This is a genomic window from Sphingobacterium sp. BS-2 (assembly GCF_046161205.1).
Taxonomy (GTDB): domain Bacteria; phylum Bacteroidota; class Bacteroidia; order Sphingobacteriales; family Sphingobacteriaceae; genus Sphingobacterium; species Sphingobacterium mizutaii.
In genome coordinates this window covers 24,274-42,624 of the sequence record NZ_JBIXGO010000010.1, presented here as the reverse complement: position 1 = coordinate 42,624, position 18,351 = coordinate 24,274, and the positions used below count along the sequence as shown (strand labels likewise).

The 18,351-nt window shown below is 36.6% G+C and carries 12 protein-coding genes; 3 read left to right on the top strand and 9 right to left on the bottom strand.

The window, feature by feature from the left end; translation table 11 throughout:
* Positions 1-32: 32 nt before the first annotated feature.
* The 9 genes from ACK2WI_RS03265 to ACK2WI_RS03225 form a co-directional block, all read right to left on the bottom strand.
* Positions 33-1,304 (bottom strand): DUF4302 domain-containing protein, encoded by a 1,272-nt coding sequence (locus ACK2WI_RS03265; protein WP_312698537.1) that lies wholly within the window; start codon positions 1,302-1,304, stop codon positions 33-35.
* 7 nt (positions 1,305-1,311) lie between these two features.
* Positions 1,312-2,577 carry a DUF4302 domain-containing protein gene (locus tag ACK2WI_RS03260; protein ID WP_409149756.1) on the bottom strand — a complete coding sequence of 422 codons (1,266 nt, stop codon included), beginning with the start codon at positions 2,575-2,577 and terminating at the stop codon, positions 1,312-1,314.
* The gene (locus tag ACK2WI_RS03255) at positions 2,574-3,434 is read right to left on the bottom strand and encodes a substrate import-associated zinc metallohydrolase lipoprotein (RefSeq protein WP_312698539.1); all 861 of its coding nucleotides are present in this window, start codon (positions 3,432-3,434) and stop codon (positions 2,574-2,576) included. The genes ACK2WI_RS03260 and ACK2WI_RS03255 overlap by 4 nt, the downstream gene beginning before the upstream one ends.
* A 12-nt stretch (positions 3,435-3,446) precedes the next feature.
* Positions 3,447-4,919 carry a RagB/SusD family nutrient uptake outer membrane protein gene (locus ACK2WI_RS03250; RefSeq protein ID WP_313368823.1) on the bottom strand — a complete coding sequence of 491 codons (1,473 nt, stop codon included), beginning with the start codon at positions 4,917-4,919 and terminating at the stop codon, positions 3,447-3,449.
* A 12-nt stretch (positions 4,920-4,931) separates the two neighbouring features.
* Complete coding sequence (locus ACK2WI_RS03245; protein WP_312698541.1) at positions 4,932-8,600, bottom strand: SusC/RagA family TonB-linked outer membrane protein; 3,669 nt, start codon at positions 8,598-8,600, stop codon at positions 4,932-4,934.
* A 99-nt stretch (positions 8,601-8,699) separates the two neighbouring features.
* Positions 8,700-9,860 (bottom strand): FecR family protein, encoded by a 1,161-nt coding sequence (locus ACK2WI_RS03240; RefSeq protein ID WP_312698542.1) that lies wholly within the window; start codon positions 9,858-9,860, stop codon positions 8,700-8,702.
* Between the two features lie 56 nt (positions 9,861-9,916).
* Positions 9,917-10,459: an RNA polymerase sigma factor gene (locus ACK2WI_RS03235; RefSeq protein WP_409149755.1), complete on the bottom strand. Its 543-nt coding sequence runs from the start codon at positions 10,457-10,459 to the stop codon at positions 9,917-9,919.
* A gap of 372 nt (positions 10,460-10,831) precedes the next feature.
* On the bottom strand, positions 10,832-12,733 hold the full coding sequence (locus tag ACK2WI_RS03230; protein ID WP_312698543.1) for an FAD/NAD(P)-binding protein: 1,902 nt from the start codon (positions 12,731-12,733) through the stop codon (positions 10,832-10,834).
* Positions 12,734-13,217: 484 nt separating this feature from the next.
* Positions 13,218-14,222 carry an LLM class flavin-dependent oxidoreductase gene (locus ACK2WI_RS03225; protein ID WP_409149754.1) on the bottom strand — a complete coding sequence of 335 codons (1,005 nt, stop codon included), beginning with the start codon at positions 14,220-14,222 and terminating at the stop codon, positions 13,218-13,220.
* A gap of 541 nt (positions 14,223-14,763) precedes the next feature.
* On the opposite strand from ACK2WI_RS03225, the gene pckA reads away from it, so the two are divergent.
* From pckA to ACK2WI_RS03210, 3 genes are read left to right on the top strand one after another with little or no spacing between them, the layout of a single operon-like run.
* The gene (gene pckA / locus ACK2WI_RS03220) at positions 14,764-16,338 is read left to right on the top strand and encodes a phosphoenolpyruvate carboxykinase (ATP) (protein WP_409149753.1); all 1,575 of its coding nucleotides are present in this window, start codon (positions 14,764-14,766) and stop codon (positions 16,336-16,338) included.
* 11 nt (positions 16,339-16,349) lie between these two features.
* On the top strand, positions 16,350-17,375 hold the full coding sequence (gene fbp, locus ACK2WI_RS03215) for a class 1 fructose-bisphosphatase (RefSeq protein ID WP_312698546.1): 1,026 nt from the start codon (positions 16,350-16,352) through the stop codon (positions 17,373-17,375).
* Positions 17,376-17,426: 51 nt separating this feature from the next.
* Positions 17,427-18,284, top strand: coding sequence for a DUF6265 family protein (locus tag ACK2WI_RS03210; protein WP_312698547.1), 858 nt, complete (start codon positions 17,427-17,429; stop codon positions 18,282-18,284).
* Positions 18,285-18,351 lie beyond the last annotated feature (67 nt).

Here is an 18,351-nt window from a genome sequence, read left to right as displayed (position 1 = left end):
AATATTTACTTTGGGGAGTTGTTTGAATAAATTTAAGATAAATCAGGTGGAGCTTGGAAATATGCCCACGTTAAACCATCGGTTGCATCGACTAAAGTGTAGCCAATACCGGTTTTAATCACATAAAACCCATTTCGGTTATAGATATATCTCGCAGTGATATTCATTGCTTGAATAACAGATGGAATAGTTGCAGGAGCACCTTCCAAAAAAGGTATGAATCTGAGAATGCCATTGTCAGCAAACCTTGAAACAGGACCATGAAAGCTGCCGGGATTTTCACCTCTTAGATTGAATCCCATAAACCAGAAATAGGTTTTGTATTCTTCATAATAATCATAATTAGGGGCTAAATTAAAATCCGTAAAATTTGGGATCTTTTGAAAACCTGCAATATCGGGTTGATTTCGTTTTCCAAAGCCATGTGTCGATAACCACCATAACCTTTTTCCTTTCACTTCCGTAAATTCCTTTGCTGTTTTTATATCGTAAATCTGTGGTTTACTTTCATTGGAAATTTCAACACCATTCCTAGAGCTCATTGATGTCGCTTTGACTTCTAAACCTTCAATCAATTTTATTTTCACACCTTCAATATCAACTTGTTTAACCAGTGATATTCCACTTCCATTAAAGAAATAATTGGATTTTGTAACCACTGGGTTTTGATTGGTCCCTGAAATAAATGATAAAAGACGGTTAGCCGTGTCAATTTCTAAACCAAAGGTTTTTCCGTTTTGCTTATATGAAAAGAAATATCTAGGCATTTCTGCCAATTTCTTTAATTTTTCATAATCTGCACTAATTGAATTTGCTTTTAATTGTGTTAATTTTTCAGGAGAGCATTTAGTCAATTTCATAATGGATTTACTCATTTCTCCTTCCAAAGTAATGGTATCCGACTTGATGCTCTTAAAAGTAAATAATGTATCGATTAATCGGGCATCAGACGCTAGATTTGCAAATTTACTGCCTTTAGGAAACCGTATTGATGGATTGGTTTTGATGATTCCGAATTGATAATTAGTTTTATCGAATGTTGAAAAATTCTTTGAGAAATCACTGATAAAATCCGAAGAATTCTCAGAATTAAATCCTAGGTAACCGTAAGTGACTACTTGATTCGGACCATACTCAATTACAAACTCCCAACCTGTTTTATGCGAAGCAATTGCGTCAGTAAGTTGCTTTAACTTAACTTCAGGTTTTTCCCAGACTTCTACTACTTCAAATGTATTCAGATCTCCTTTCTTACAAGAGAAAATGAAGCAAAGGGACAACATAAATAATATATATTTTTTCATGATTTTATTAATTAAATCTTATCCATACCTTGCTATCTTTCACGCTCACAAAATCAAATTGCTCATCCCCAGTTTCAAATACGTAAAAACCCTGAGGATCAAACCAGATCTGATTTTGTTTTCTAGCTATTTCTTCAAATTCGGTACCTGGGGTTAGTCCGGTGAGGGAGCTAAATACCTTGAAGGATAAAATGCCTTGATCATTATATAAAGTGTTGAATAAAGGTCCAAGGTTAAACTGTCCCAAGAAAATGATGTACAAGGCATCAAGTGGATCGATGTATCTTCTAGGAATATAAAGCAGGAAATTGAAGCCAGGGAAAGTTCTAATGCCTAAGGCGTCTTTTTTTCCGGCGATCGTAAACCCAAAAGAGGAAGCATATCTTTTATTGATTAGGTACATCCTTCTTGGTGCATCTTTATCGATTGAGACTGGTTTGTTTTGATCAAGGATATCAACATCTACAGTTCCATTCAATTTAGCAGTTGTTTTATTATTGGTCTTGTCAATGATGAAGTTATCAAAACCTTTCACCGCCAAACCACCCGCATTTAAGGGGTCCTTTAGAAAAATACCTTTATCAGTTAGGGCATACTCTGTAATAAAGCTTTTGAAAGTGGCGTTCTCTTCATAATAAAAAGCAATATTGTTGGTTTCCGTATTGAAAATCACACCATAATCCTTGTTGTTAATTTTTACAGTTTTATAGTAGTTTGCCAACTGGTTTATTTCTTCAACCTTTGCATTTAGGAGAAATGCTTTTCTAATATAGTCGTCCCCCTCGTTTTCCTTAGCCCTTATTAAAGTTAAAGTGCTTTCATTATGATTTCCAACTAGTTTTATGGTATCATTAGAGGTTTCAATGATGGAAAACTCAAAATCAGAAATCAAACCGCCACCTCTTAAACCACCACTTTTTTGTTCGTCTGGGTCGGACAGCTGATGGATGTAGGAATAGGTGTCGAAATAAAGACTGACTACCTGATCAGCTGCTAAGCGGTATGAACTTTCGTCGGAGGTGCCAGCTTTGATATTATCAATAGTGGCAAAGCTTTTAACCCTGTTTTTATCGTCAAAATTGAACTTAAAAGTATAACTTCCGCCACCCTTTGGGTATAAATATCCGATCCAGCCATTTTTCGAGCCTGTTAATTGCTTAGCATATTCATCTTTTAATTTATTCAATTTGGCATCCGGTCGAACTCCTTCAAATTCCTTTTTACAAGAAATTAGGAGCAAGCACATAATCAATGAGAAAATTATTGGTTTCATTTTGTTGTTGGTTTAGTTAAGGATAAGAATGCGGCTCGAACTTCTCTTTGAAGAGCTCTAAAATCAATGTTGAAGACTTCCTTGTAGTACTGGACCACGATGCTTTCCTTGAGACGGAAAGTAGCTTCCACAGGAGCATTGGCCTTTACAAGTGCATCGAATTTTTCCTGCCCTTCTACCAACAAGTAGGCGATCGTTTCAACGAAGTCTTCTTGTTCAGCAGATTTAGCATAACTCGACACAAACCCTTGAGTATTTGCTGTTTCTTCTGGCGTATTAAACCAAGTTTGGGTATACCAAGCTGTACTTATACCTCTCCATGCTTGAGGGTAATGGATGTTTTGATGCAGGATATGTGCAAATTCATGATGGATCGTATGTAGCATCTGACTTACGGCATCTGGGTTTGATAATTCAAAATCATTTACTACATAAAGAACAACCTTAGTTCCACCTTCAGCAGTACCTAAAATAATGGTACCATTGTTTTGGTACTCAGCACTACCCACCAAGATGAACTTGGAAAGCGAATACCTTTTCAAGAAATCTTTGCCCGCAACTTTTTCATAAGGTTTCATCCAGATATCTCTTACCGCGGTTAAAACTGGAATGACCCTTTTTTCTTGGGGCGGTACCAAAGTCCTATTAAAATTGATTTCAAAAGGCGTCCATTTGTACTTGATCTCAATATTGTAGGATTTAATAAATTCTTGATAAATGAATTTATCTAAAGGACCATTTACCCATCTTTCACCACCTAAATCGACAATGGGTTCATCGGGCAAGGTTTCTTCTTTTGAACATGCAGTACAAAAGAGAAATATGATTAAGGCGATCGAATATTTTAAATATTTCATAACAGTTTGTTTTTATCTTGGATTGGGTTGCACACCTGATAATACCACCTCAGCAGGCAGTTGAAAGAGACGCATAGGGCTGTTAGCACCTAAAACATAAGTTTCTTTCTCATCATGTGTACGATGGGTTACTACGATTTTATGTCGAACAATATCAAACCAGCGAAGCCCTTCAAAAAGGAATTCCCTTCTTTTAAAGTCTAGGGCAGCTTTAATAATGTTTTCTTCTAGGTTTAAACTTCCATAAAAACCATTTATTCTAGTGGGATTTACATTATGTACATTTGGTTCATAAACGGGCTGATCGGGACTGTAATACACTTTTCGACTGATGAACGTATTTAAGTCTGCTATGGCCTTGTCGTAATTTTTTACACGAGCATAGGCTTCAGCACGGTTTAAAAGCAGCTCATCTGCTGTCAATAATGGAATCATATTATAGGGGATACCATAGGCCGCGTTTAAACTTCCTTTTACAAAATGTTCGCGGAATTTTGGGATGTTCAATGAGTAGTCCGTTCCGCCATATATTGGGTAGGCAAAACGTCCGGTGGTAATGTTATTTCCAAATATTAAGTCACCTAGAATTGGAGCGGTAAATCCGAATCTATTGAATGGTAAATCTCGACCCCAAGAAGAAACTGCTTCGACTAACAAAAGATTGGTGGGGTTATCTGTACTTGAATACCATTGTTGCAAAGTCAAGTATTCCATCGCTGCAAAAGCTCTATTGTTTACAGGTCTGATATAGTTTGAGAGATTTTCTCCAAGAGCTAGATTTGCATGTTCAACGGCCTTGGTATAATTATGTTTAAATAAATAAAAGCGAGTTGCAAAGGCATGGGCAGCAGTTTTAGTAAAGTGGTATTTTTTGACCTTGTATCGGTTGTCATCAAGCAAGGGAAGACCTTCCACGATATCTTTTTCAATGAGGTCATATAGACCTTTTACTGTACCTCTTTCATATTTATTGAGTACGAATTTTTCGGGTTTATCAATAAATGGAATCCCTGGATCAGAAGCTGAAGTTTCAGGTTCATAATCTTTACAGTACAAGATGGCCAGCATGTGGTGTGCATAAGCCCTAGTTAACAATGCTTCACCTTTTAAGGAGGCAGTTTGCTTATTTAACCCGAGTTTTTCGATGGCTTCAAGGGCATGGTTTGATGCACTAATTGCTTTATAGGCGGTGTACCAATAATAAGTCGGAGAATCGGAATCGTTGGTTTCCACATCTAGGAACATCCAAGGATTCATATTCGTTTGAACGTTTGAACTGCTGGTCATGCCTTTGTCCCCAGCATTGTCTGATGCAGATTCCGTAAAGGGAATATAATTTCCCCTAGGATATGCAGAAGTTAGAAGTTCTGCAATCTTGCTAGGAGAATCTAATTCTGTCCTTAAATCTGGTGGAGTTTCTAAAAATTTAGAACATCCCAACAAAAGGAAGGCAGAAAGGAGAGTTAAAATTACAGTTGTTTTCATAATGGTTTTCGTTTATAATCCTGCTTTAATGGAAAGTGTAAATTGACGAGGAATTGGCAATGCCACCCCTCCGGATCCATAGAATTCAGGGTCTTGTCCATTCAATTTTGGGTCTGAGTAAATCAAGAACAGATTGTTGGCAACCAGATTTAAAGAGAGGTTGTTGAAAATTGATTTCCCAAAGAATTTTTTTGGAAATTGATACCCTAAGGTTACTTGTTTCATCCGGATGAATCCACCATCTGCCACCCTTTGATCCGTATAATTGTATGCGTTATAGACTTGGTCTCCAGGTAATCTGGAAGAGGTCCTAGAGGTCGCAATAGAAGGGGATAGGTTTTCGTAAGGTGCAAGAAATCTATCCAAGAAATCATAGGACATCGCATCCAATTCAGAATACTGGTTTTTATAGATAGGATTTAATCTGACTTTATTTCCTGCGCTATAAGTAACTAGGAAGGAAAGGTTAAGGTTTTTATAGTTGAAATTGTTATAAAAACCTCCATTGAAAGTTGGGTCAACAGGACCTTCATATTTTAGGTAATTTGTCTGTATACTTTGTAGGAAAACATTGTTAGAGATTTCATTGTTTTCATTGACAAATATTGGGGTACCATTGAACTCATTCAATTTTTCAAAGTCAATAGAAAATAGACCGCGATGTGGATAACCTTCTTTTGCTGCACCAACAGAATTGACCAAGTTCCAGATATTGGGTTCGTTTCTTATCGAAGTTATTTCATTGTCGTAAAAAGCATTGGTCAATTGGGTTTTCCAGCCCCAATTCTTTCTGTCAAATACAGTTGCCTTGAACAATAATTCAATCCCTCGGGATTTCATATCGGCATAATTGGCAAATTTTATGGCTTCACCACCTATCCCTGATATCCGCATAGGACCGATTAGATCAAATGCATCCCTTTTATATAAATCCAAGACGATCTGATACCTTCTGTTGGCGAAAGTTGCATCAAGGCCAATATTGGTTTCATATTGCTTTTCCCAGGTCAAGTCTTGGTTTTCTAGGAAATCAATGTTGATTACAGGTTCTTGTTCATGGATGAAAGGTCGATTGACGGATCCGGAGCGCAACACCAAACTCGCATTGGTGGCTGGGCCCATACTGGCGGTCAAACCATAAGTTCCTCGCAAGGTCAAAGTGTTAAAGAAAGTCTGGTTTTTGAAGAAGTTTTCCTGGTCTATATTCCAAGATCCTGAAAGGTTCCAGGTAGGAAGCCATCTTGCTACTCGGCTTCGACCTAATTGGTTAGAACCATCATATCGAGCTGTTCCGGTGAATTGATAACGACTGTCGAATGAGTAAGTTCCATTGGCAGCAAAGGCTACAAAGCGGTCAGAAAATACCTGCATTTTATAATAAGGTAAATTTCCTTCGACAGTCATTTTGATGATATTTGGGTCAATAAATGGAACCCCACCTTTATCAAACTGGTATCCATAGCCTGTCATATCTTTCGTCATTCTGTCCAAGAATCTTATCTCTTGGGTAGCAAAGGCAGTGAAATAGTGTTTTTGGGATGTTAGGTTCCAATTGAAACTATTTCTTAAATAAAAGCTCTTTAGGATGTTTTCATTGGTAATATAAATACCTCCATAAGGCAAAACAGACATGGGTCTAGCATCTGGATTCGCAGGGTCTCTATATAGGAACCTGTTTTGGTTTGCAATGATGCTATTTTCAATACCTTCTACTCCGTAAATCGTTCCTGCGCGATAAGCATTGGACAGATTCGAAGTTTCATTAATTTTGTGTTCATTCCCAGTGCTAGCATAGCGGTAGGCACCAATGAAGTTGTAATTAACGTTCTTTGGAAGTTTATAGTTTAATTCTCCTTGAACCTTCAGGTCGATCATTTTTAATTCCATAATATTTTTGTCCAATTCATTTAGGATGTTGAACGGAGCATAATTCATGGTTACATTTTCTCTATTTCCATTCTCATCGAATGGTGCGATGACTCTGGAAGTATTCATGGCATAGGAGAAAGGATTGATATCGAAATTTCTTGACACCACACCAGTAACTGGGTTACTATCTTGGCCTAATGTGCCGGGAGCTTTTTGGTCACGGATAGATCCTGTTGTCAATAAGCCTATCGATAATTTATCAGTGATATTGTAATTTCCTCGAATGTTTGCCGTATATCTTCTTACTCCATTAGCTTTTGCCCAGCCATTATCCTGTAAAAATGAGGTTGAATAATAGGTTTGGACCTTATTGCTGCCATTTGAGAAACTCACAGAATGTTCCTGCAATAATGAATTGTTGAAAAGAGTTTTGAACCAATCGGTATTTTGATAAATGTATCTTTTCAGGAAGGCTTCACGACCTTCAGGAGTGTTTTCAATTAAGGGCGTTCCATCTTCTTTCCATGTCGATAGACCTCTGGATAAGTTTCCGAAAATGCCTGAATTCATGTTGTTCCGGATCAGCGCATAATCTATGGCTCCCTTTCTGGCTATTTCTGAATAGATTGACATTTGATCATAGGAATTGACTATGTCAAATTGAGAATAGGATGGACGAAGGTAGGTCGTATAATTTCCTAGGTAAGAAACCGCTTGGGTACCGGCCCTACCTTTTTTGGTTGTAATAATAATAACCCCATTCATTGCCCTTGCTCCATAAAGTGAAGTAGCAGCCGCATCTTTTAGGATTTCAAAACTTTCGATGTCATCGGGGTTTATCCCTGCTACGGAAGAGCCTAATAATGTGTTGGCATCTCCTGTAGATAACTGGTCATTTGAGATGTTGACTACATCCTCCAAGATAATACCATCGATTACCCAAAGTGGTTTATTATCACCAGTGATAGAAGTCGCACCCCGTACACGAATTTTTGGAGCAGCTCCAAATGTTCCCGAGACATTCTGTACACTTACACCGGAAACTTGACCTTCCAACATTCTGGAAACGTCGGGTACACCAAAGCGTTGTGCATCTTCAGCTTTTACCTTAGTGGCTGCTCCGGTAAACTTGCGCCTATCGATGGTTTGGTAGCCAGTTGCGACGACATCAACAACTTCTAAGGTTTGTTGATCCCTTTGCATACTAATGTTTATGGTTTTTCTCCCGGCAATGGAAACTTCCTGTCTTTTATAGCCTAAAAAACTGACAATGATAATGTCGGTAGGTAAGGCACTGATCTCAAATTTTCCGTTTTGATCTGTCGAGGTGCTTTTGTTGGTTCCTTTAATACTGACTGACGCAGCTGGAAGAGGCTTGCCTTCAGTATCTCTGACCGTACCTTGGATATTTTCTTGTCTAGGTTCAATGGATGTCAGGGTATTTTGCCTTCGGATACTGATCGTGATTTGGTTTTCAGAAATTTCATAGGCAAGTTTTTCCTTTGGAAGGATTAATTCCAAAATTTGGACAACAGTCCCCTTTTCAATATCAATGGTGACGGGACCTGTAATTACATTTACACGGTCGTTATAGAAGAATTGGTAATCGGTTTGATTAGTAATTGCTTTTAAGACAGTGTTTAATTTTGCCTTTTGAAACTTTACGGAAATTAATTGTTCATTAGCCTTTACGATGATGCTATATAGCATTAATAGGATCAATAGGATTATGAACTTTAGGATTTTAACTAGGAATTTAAGGTCAATACCTTTCCCTCTTCCTAGTTTTTTATGAACTAAAAAGTACAGCATTTTAAGAATTTGTTAGATGTTTAAAATTGGTTCTTGTTTGTAATGGGACTACAAAAGGTTTTGTTTTGTCCCTAAAATAGATGTTATGTGCTCATGGTATCAATGTTTAAGTGTTGAAATTAATTGGTTATCTATAATCCGAAAATTGTATCTGGTAGTACTATTTAAGATGTCCAGTATCTTGGAAAGATTTACATCTCGATCAATAGTTCCTGTGAAAGTTTCATCATTGTTCTGGATGGAACGGTAATTGGTCTTTATCCCATACCAATTCTCAATTTGGAATAGGATATCCATGAGTTTGTCATTGTTGAAAATGAATTTATTGTTTTTCCAGGCCAATTCTTTTTGTAAATCGGAGTCCGATACGATAAGTTTATCGGCAATAAGCTCCACTTTTTGATTAGGTTTTAATTCCTTTAGGTCTAATTTTGACTTAATTTCAATTTTACCTTCCTCAAGAGATGCGATTAAATTGTTATTATAATTATTGACATTAAAGGAGGTCCCTAAAACCTTAATTTCTGCATCAGCTGTTTTGACAATAAAAGGCTGTTTTGGGTTGTGTTTGATCTGAAAATAGGCTTCCCCATTTAAGTTGATCAATCTCACTTGCGTATTGAATTGAGAAGGGAATTTTATTCTAGAATTAGAATTTAACCAGACTTTGCTGCTATCTGGTAATACAATAGAATAATATTGAGCAGCTGGTACCTGGACCTCAAGCCATTTTATGTCCTCATTTTTTGCTTCTTGATCGATTTTAGCAATGACAATTTGTTCGGAATTGACTATTTCACCTGAAAGCTTTACTTGCAAAGGTTCATTCAATTGTATCCTTTCTCCGTTTGATAGGATAAGCTGAGCTCCGACCTTTGCTGGAAATTTATCATCTGAATGAGGTTTATCTATGAATTCATATTTATCTCGATGAACAGTTTTATTATTGGTCATCCAGCTTTCAAAATCCAAGAATAATATGGAAATAGCAACAAGGAAAACGGATGCTGCAATAGACCATTTGAAAATTTGCTTTTGCTTTTTCCTTTGTCTCTTCCTCCATGATTTTTCAGCGTCGAAAGAATTCAATAAGTCAAGGTCTTTTTTCAGTTGGGAAGTATTGACAGCATCACGAAAAAAGTCTTTGTTATCCATGTTTTCTTCCAACCAACTATTGAGTTTCCTGATATCACGGAATGTGCAGATACCTTGGATGTATTTGAAAATCAGAATGGCTATTAGTTTCTCCTTTTGGTTCATAATTATAATTAAGAAAACTTAATTAGTGAAAAGGATGAACGATTATTAAAATAAATTTAATTGGAGGCTAAGAAATTGAGAAAGAGTAAGAAGTATTCAGGATTCAAATGCTTTTGAAGATAGGCTAGCCCTCTTTTTTTGTGTGTCTTGACCGTATTGATACTGATATTTAATTGATCCTTGATTTCATTATTGGTCAATCCATCAAAAAAACTAAGTTTGATCACTTTTTGGCACATATTGGGAAGAGAATTGACGAGTCTATCAATTTCCTGCAACAGCTCGGTATAGATCACTAAACGATCAATTTCCTGAGGATCTTTTTCATTAAAGCCTGTAATCCTCCAATATCTTTGGGAAATTTCGATTCTTTTATGCTCATTGATCAATTTATTCCTGACGGTCGTATAAAGAAAGGATTTGATGGCGGAAGGATTGCTGGAAATCTTGGATTTGTTTACTAGGTATGACGTGAAAGCATCTTGAGTTAAGTCCTCTGCACGCTCATAATCCCCTGTTAATTTGTAGGCATAAAAGTTTATGAATTTGTAATACTGTAGGTACAAATTTTTGTCAGACATATTGACTGGAGTATTCATCTTAAAATAATAAAGGTGCCGCTATAATGGTTTAATATGAATAAATATATATAATTAAAAATTAAATATATTGCATATTGTAGAAAAATGACAGTGTGAATCGCGTTTTTGAGTTTATAGGATAAAAACAAAAGGATTATTCGATTCTTCTAAAATCGAATTGTAATAATTAAGAAGGGTGAAATGGAGTTGGTTTTGTTGGGGGAGGGGTAAAAAAATGATGGTGGATTTTAATCCTCTTCTGAATTAAAATCATCACCATCATACAGGAATTCTATCAGTATAGAATTCGATTCTTGTGTTAATACTTCGTCTTTTATCATCTTTAATAAATTTTATTATCAAAAATATAAATAGACTTTAATCTGTGTATTAATTCGGTGTTAAGTTTGTGTAATTAACATTGGAAAAACTTAAACTATAATGCGGTCGGCTATCTTGCTTAAGATTGCTGTTGATCCTTTCTAAAGTAGCCTGACACCAAGGAATGCTAAAATTGTTTAATTCTCTTGATAAGCTGTCATTCTGCAAAAAGGTGCCATCAGTTGGGATACCATACAGATAAACTAGGCTATTTTGGATATTTCCAATTAGTTTTCCATCTTTATCTACGGCTATTTTTCCATTACTATAATTCCCATTGACGATTTCTTGGACGAATCCTTTCTTGCGCATCCGTTCGTATAATTTGTTATTGCGAAGTTTGAGATCACCTTTTGGGATCCTAGCATCGATCAAGAAATTAAACTCTTTTGATACGTAAGAATTCTTCAGCAATAAGGCCTCCTGTTGGACTTCAATAACCGGTTCTTCGGAAAAGATAAATTTCACATAGCCATCCCGCGCTAAGCAGAATAATTTATCAATATTGTCTCTTGGTGGGCCAAAGGCGGTATGATTGATGAATCCTTGCCAATATTTTTCAAAAGATTCTTGCGATTCTTCATCAAAACCATTGTGCGCAAAAAGTTCTGCAATCAGGTAAAATCCTTCCCTTAATGCTGCTAGCGCTGCAGCCATTGGGCTCTTTAATTCGCCTTGATCTGATAACTTCATGCTGTAAATACTCAGATCTACGATGAACTCATGATAATTTGTTTCCATCTGCACTTTAGAATAGGTCATCGGGTCGATGAGCGCAGAAATAGAGAACAGTTTAGTGGAGTCAAAAGTATCAATGAAATCCAGGATTTCGGAAACTGTCAATTCTTGTGTCGCGTGTACATAAGAGTAGAATGCCAATTGCGCTTCTAAATTATAGGTTGGGAGAATGTCTCTTTCGAAGTTTAAGGGCTCATTTCTGCTTTTTAATAAATTGAGCCAATCCTCATTCATGAGTTTTAATTCATATTTATTCCCTTTCCAGAATGCATTTCGAGGTAACATCGGGAGGTTCCTTCTAGAGAAAGGATAGATGGTAGGTTCGTATCCAGATGGGAGATAGCGATACTCTTGGTCCTGCTTGTAAAATATTCCTCCACGACCTTCCGTAAGATGCAGGACTGCATCCATAAATGTCAATCCAATCCCTTTAATTGCCACATCAACCTGAGCTGGGATTTCATCCAAGAGCTCAACAGGATAGGTTTGCGGAAGGTAAAGGATATTTTCATTGTAGTCAGACGCGAGCAAATCCTCCTCTTCCATATTGGAATAACTGTGGCCAGTACAAAAAATGGCGGATTCGTACAGGAAAGGCAACGTCTTTTTAGAGCTTGTTAATCTAACCTTATCTTCCTCTATATCCATATCCCAAATATTGCTGTTGACTAAGCTGATCTCGATATGATTTGGCTTATTGCTGATGGTCTTTTGCAAAGCATCCATCAGATATAATCCCATCAATTCCCTAGAGCAAAAATCAGAAGGATTCGGATTGCTTTCTGCGGACTTATTATGATGGATCCAATCAATGAGTTTTAATCTATTGGGGATATAATGTGGCGAATCGGATTCTTCCCAACAACTGATTTCCGCGATACAATCATTCATGATGAGGTATGACGGAAGGTTTGGTTGGAAATTTGGCCCAGAAGCAAAATCTCGGTTATGATTAAACCAATGGATATTGATAGATCTATTGATGTTTTGATTTATAGCTTTAGAAATAAATCGGTCTAGAGCATAAAATCCTTTTGGGCCACCTCCAATAATGGCGATATAAATCGCGTCAGATTGTTTGGCAAGCAACTCCTCTTCATTCACAACTTGACTGTAAATGTTTTTCGTCACCTTACAAAGGTGTGGGTCTAGATATGCAGAATTCCAAATCATAATCTATTTTTTTATTAATCATTGGAGCTCAATTAAATTTACTAATAGATTTAAGCGTTTTAGTGCATTGTAAATCTTGCTATGATTGATCAACCATGGCCTAACAGTTTAGATTCACTTGTTTAGAAATTCACTTTTTTTGCTTCAATCAATGTTTTAACCCTTGGGATAAATTCATAACCCTCCAAGGACATCTAACTGATATCTCCAAAATTGTTAATTACTAAATCACATTAATGTTATTTGTACCTTATTAAGCTAGGCAAGCGTTAATGTGCCACTTGCTTCGCAATCTTTTCAACAAAGATTTAGTTATGTGTGATGTAGTAAATATAACAGTAAATAACCATAAACGTTTTAGAGAAATGTGTTTTTTGAGTTTATTTTATTAATTTTTTTTATGAATACCCTACAATTAGGGTATAAAAATGGGGATTTGTGTGAAATCCCCATTTTTGTTGCTTTACGATAATAAAGAAGTTCTTTATTGTTGGTTTATTAAGTCGAACGTTTCTTTAATTAATTCAAAAGATTTCAATCTCTTTTCGTCATCGTATATATAATTTGTGGTCATGATCTCTTGAGCATGCACTTCATCGATTAATTCTTTTAGACTTTTTGCCAATTGTTCTGGGCTGCCAGTATAGGTACTAGAGGTCATGGATTGGACTGCCTGTTCAATTTCTGGGATCCCATGGAAAATTGTTTTTTCGGTAGGAGGGGATAGTGGCATCCTTCGATTGGTCACTATTCCTGCAAATAAGTTCTGTAGACTGCTGGATAGAAATAAGGCTTCCTCATTCGTGTCTGCGGCGATAATATTTACACAGACCATAAAATAGGGCTCTTGCAATTGCTCGGATGGTTTGAAATTCATTCTATAGATTTCAGAAGCTGCTTTCAACATATTAGGTGCAAAATGTGCCGCAAATGCATAAGGTAATCCGAGTTCGGCAGCTAGGAAGGCGCTATCTGTGCTTGATCCAAGGATCCAGATTGGAATCTCCAATCCTTCTCCTGGGAAAGCGCGGACTTTCGAGCTATGGTTTTCCTGGCTGAAATATCGTTGTAAGGATTGCACATCATCTTTAAAGTAGAATGCTGTATTTAAATTATTCCTTCTTAAGGCCATGGCGGTTACCTGATCAGTACCTGGAGCTCGTCCTAGCCCTAGATCAATCCTGTTTGGATAGATCGATTCTAAGGTTCCAAATTGTTCAGCGATGACCAAGGGAGAGTGGTTTGGAAGCATAATTCCTCCGGAACCCACACGAATGTTTTTAGTTTGGCTAGCAATATGACCAATTAAAACGGAAGTCGCGGAACTGGCAATGAATTCCATATTGTGGTGCTCTGCAAGCCAAATTCTTGTATAACCTAATTTATCTATATGTCTGGCACCTTGTGATGCTCTCTCAATAGCATCAGCAGCGGTATTGTTCTTCTTTAGAGTAGCTAATTCCAGTAGGGAATATTGGATGTTCTTCATAAGGTAAATATACATTTCAAAATACATTGAAATGGTAATCTTAATGTATGGAATTATTTGAGCTTTGTCATGATTGTCAAAATTTGCGGCTGGACAGATTTAAGGAGTTGGCATTAGTCTAGTATCAACATAGGAATTGGAGTTTTTTTTCTTTGAGTAAGTTCAAAATTTACCTTTGATTTTTAATCAAAATGGGAATAATTTTTAACATATATTGTCAATTTATTAAAGGATATTGTCATTTCATTTTAGCAAGGTAGAATTATGACTACATTTTCATTTCAATTAAAATAATAAATGCCTTAAAATCCTTTAAAAATCGCCAAAAACATTGAAAATTGCGTTTAAACTGTTTAAAGGCACATTATGAAAAACCCTGTTTTTTGCTATAAAAAATTGCTAAATTAATTATATCAATATTTTTGATTTTATTGAATTGAAAATAAGGTAGTTACAATTGTGTAAATTTTACAATATGCTAAATTTACTTTTTTTATTGCTAAAAATATATATAGCTTTGTTCGCAAAATAAATCCTATATATGACAAATTTAATCAGTAGTCAATTGGAGTCACTTGGGATCCGTCCATCAAGTCCAATTTATTTTCAACTTCCAGTACCAGAGCTGGTAGAAAGAGCGATTAAAAACAATGAAGCTTCTTTAACAGAAACAGGAGCATTAAGTTTCAAGACTGGCATCTTTACAGGGCGCTCGCCAGAGTCTAGATTTATCGTGAAAGACTCCGAGACAGCTGAACATGTAAATTGGGGAAAAGTAAACAAGCCCATGAGCATCGAGCTGTTTGACCTGTTGCTTGCAAGGGTAACTGAATACCTTTCATTAAATCCCATTTATGTAAGATCAGTACAGGCATGTAATCATAAAGATTACGCGCAAAATGTAATTACAGTTACGCAAAGCCCATGTCAGGATATTTTTGTAAACAATATGTTTATCAATGTTGATGTAGAATCCCAACAACAAATTGATTGGACTGTCTTAGCTGCTTCAAATTTAAAAGTAGATGATTATGCGGCACTTGGTTTACCAACTTCTCATTGTGTGGTTTTGGATCTAAGCCGTAAGGTGGTAATCATCATCGGAACGGCATATACAGGAGAGATTAAGAAGGGGATATTCTCTGCTCTTAATTATTATTTGCCATTAAAGCATAATGTGTTAACCATGCACTGTTCTGCTAATGTTGGCAAGAAAAATGACACTGCTTTATTCTTTGGCCTATCTGGGACGGGTAAAACAACCTTATCATCTGATCATGGACGCTTATTGATCGGAGATGATGAACATGGTTGGACAGAAAAAGAGGTCTTTAACTTTGAAGGTGGTTGTTATGCGAAAGCAATTGGCTTGACTCAACAACACGAGCCACAGATCTTTAATGCCATCAGGTTTGGTGCATTATTAGAAAATGTGAATTTCAAACCGGGAACTCGTGAAGCAGATTACGATGATAGCAGCATCACTGAAAACATGCGCGCATCTTATCCAATCGAGTTTTTGGAAAATGTGAATCCTAGAGGATATGGTGCTTCACCAAAACATATCTTTTTCTTAAGCGCTGATGCATTTGGCGTTCTTCCTCCAATTTCAAAACTTACTGCTGAACAAGCGATGTATTACTTTATCAATGGATATACCGCGAAGGTAGCAGGAACTGAAATGGGCGTAAAGACTCCAACAGCAACTTTCTCAGCTTGTTTTGGCGCTGCATTTATGCCATTGCACCCAATGCACTATGCTGAAATGTTAAGGAAAAAACTTGAAGAAAACCCTGAGATCCAAGTTTGGTTAGTCAATACAGGTTGGGTTGCTGGTCCTTATGGAGTAGGTAGAAGAATTCAATTAAAATATACACGTCAATTAATCCGCACGGCAATGGAAGGGGATATTGGCGAAGCAGGATATGAGAAACATCCGATCTTCAACCTTCAGATGCCAAGGGAATGTCCTGAAATCCCGACTAATCTATTAAATCCAAAACGTGTTTGGGATAACCCAGAGGCTTATGAGGAGTTAGCGGAGAAATTAAAGGGAATGTTTGATGAAAACTATGCTCAATTTATCCCGAAACCAGTTGAAAAGGTATTGAGTTAATAAAAACAGAAATGGGAAATCAAACATTAGAGCAATTTATTTCTGAGCAACAGACTCAATTTCCTCAAGCTAAAGGAGAGTTGACGCGGTTGCTACAAGGGATTTCGTTAGCAGCAAAAATTGTTCATAGAGAAGTAAATAAAGCCGGCCTTGCTGATATCTTAGGTAAACAAGGAAATACAAACGCACAAGGTGAAGAGCAACAAAAGCTAGATGTTTTTGCAGACCATTATTTTATGGATGCATTGGAAAGATTCGGTGAATGCTGTTATCTAGCTTCAGAAGAACATGAAGATGGGATAGATCTTACGAAACGGAACAGGTTTTCTGTAGGAAAGTATATGGTTTATTTTGACCCATTGGATGGTTCTTCTAATATTGATGCAAATGTATCAGTTGGTACCATCTTCTCCATCTATAAAAGAGTAAGTACCGGAGAGGACCTAGAAAGCATAGATTTCGCACAGATTGGAAGAAAGCAAGTTGCCGCTGGATATGTAATTTACGGCTCTTCCACCATGCTCGTTTATAGTACAGGAAAAGGAGTGAATGGATTTACCTTAGATCCTTCTATTGGAGAATTTTGTCTTTCTCATCCAGGTTTAAGGATTCCTGAAAATGGAAAGACATATTCGGTCAATGAGAGTAATTACAATCAATTTTCACTTGCAATAAAACAATACCTTCAATTCTGTAAGGAAATCGATAAAGAGACCAATCGTCCATATTCTTCACGATATATAGGTTCATTGGTCGCTGATTTCCATAGAAATATGATTCAAGGTGGTTTGTTCTTGTATCCTGATACTTATCAGTATCCAAATGGGAAATTACGTTTGATGTATGAATGTAATCCATTGGCATTTATTGCTGAACAAGCAGGAGGGAAAGCAACTACAGGTGAAATGGCAATATTGGATATAGAGCCAGTAGAACTGCACCAAAGAACTCCTTTGATCATTGGAAGTAAAAATATGGTTGAAAAAGTGGAGCAATTCATTGCTGAATATTCAAGTGTAGAACCATCTTTTGTATAGGGCATTACTTAAGAAGTTTGAAAATAATTATGTTTGCACAAACATCTAATTATGAGATTACTTTTTAGCCTATTGTGTTTGTTCTTTTTTCAACTTTCTTTTGCCCAAAATAAACTACCTCTGTTCTTAAAAGGGCATTGGGGGATACAAGGAAGTAATAACGAAGAACATTGGGATGTTCTTTCTGCTGAGAGCATGAAAGGCTTCGGATATAAGATTAATAATGCTCTTCCCCAGGTTACTGAATATCTGGATATTCAGCTAAAAAAAGGGAAACTGGTTTTGATAGCAACAGTGATAGGTCAGAATAACGGAAAACCTATTGAATTCATTGCTGAAGGTGAAAGTTTTGATAAGCAGATCAAGTTTGTAAATCATAAGCATGATTTTCCTCAAGAAATAACCTATAGCAAGGCGTCTGATTCCACTGGGAATTTGATTGTCAAAATTGCAGGTCAAGGAAAGGAGCATACCCAAATCATGAAGCCGATCCAGGGTTCAGATGAGGCGCAGGAAATTGCTTATGATGAGAAGCTAGCTGAAAAGTTAGGTTCAGATGATTATGGGATGAAGTCCTACTTTTATGTGGTATTGAAAACTGGGGAGAATAAGAATCAAGATAAAGATTCGATCAATACAGCTTTCAAGGGTCACATGGACAACATCAATAGATTGGTTAAAGAGGAGAAGTTAATAGTAGCAGGTCCTTTTGGAAAGAATACAGATCAATATAGGGGTCTGTTTATTCTGAACAATGTGAAATCTGAGGAGGAAGCGAAAGCGATTCTGGAAACTGATCCAGCAATAAAAGCGGGATATTTGACTTATTCCCTTTATACCTGGTATGGTTCGGCTGCTCTTCCAATGTATCTGCCATATTCAGAAAAAATTACCAAATCCAAATTCTAATATAGTAAAAAAAGATTCGGTCAGTCTGCATAGCAAGACTGACCGATTTCTTTTTTATTAGGTGTTA

What these genes read in the sequence shown, in the direction of transcription:
- ACK2WI_RS03230 (WP_312698543.1), bottom strand. Translation starts at nt 12,733, where the DNA reads ATGATTTGGAATTCTGCATATCTAGACCCACACCTTTGTAAGGTGACG.
- ACK2WI_RS03255 (WP_312698539.1), bottom strand. Translation starts at nt 3,434, where the DNA reads ATGAAATATTTAAAATATTCGATCGCCTTAATCATATTTCTCTTTTGT.
- ACK2WI_RS03235 (WP_409149755.1), bottom strand. Translation starts at nt 10,459, where the DNA reads ATGAATACTCCAGTCAATATGTCTGACAAAAATTTGTACCTACAGTAT.
- ACK2WI_RS03265 (WP_312698537.1), bottom strand. Translation starts at nt 1,304, where the DNA reads ATGAAAAAATATATATTATTTATGTTGTCCCTTTGCTTCATTTTCTCT.
- fbp (WP_312698546.1), top strand. Translation starts at nt 16,350, where the DNA reads ATGGGAAATCAAACATTAGAGCAATTTATTTCTGAGCAACAGACTCAA.
- ACK2WI_RS03225 (WP_409149754.1), bottom strand. Translation starts at nt 14,222, where the DNA reads ATGAAGAACATCCAATATTCCCTACTGGAATTAGCTACTCTAAAGAAG.
- ACK2WI_RS03245 (WP_312698541.1), bottom strand. Translation starts at nt 8,600, where the DNA reads ATGCTGTACTTTTTAGTTCATAAAAAACTAGGAAGAGGGAAAGGTATT.
- ACK2WI_RS03260 (WP_409149756.1), bottom strand. Translation starts at nt 2,577, where the DNA reads ATGAAACCAATAATTTTCTCATTGATTATGTGCTTGCTCCTAATTTCT.
- ACK2WI_RS03240 (WP_312698542.1), bottom strand. Translation starts at nt 9,860, where the DNA reads ATGAACCAAAAGGAGAAACTAATAGCCATTCTGATTTTCAAATACATC.
- ACK2WI_RS03250 (WP_313368823.1), bottom strand. Translation starts at nt 4,919, where the DNA reads ATGAAAACAACTGTAATTTTAACTCTCCTTTCTGCCTTCCTTTTGTTG.
- ACK2WI_RS03210 (WP_312698547.1), top strand. Translation starts at nt 17,427, where the DNA reads ATGAGATTACTTTTTAGCCTATTGTGTTTGTTCTTTTTTCAACTTTCT.
- pckA (WP_409149753.1), top strand. Translation starts at nt 14,764, where the DNA reads ATGACAAATTTAATCAGTAGTCAATTGGAGTCACTTGGGATCCGTCCA.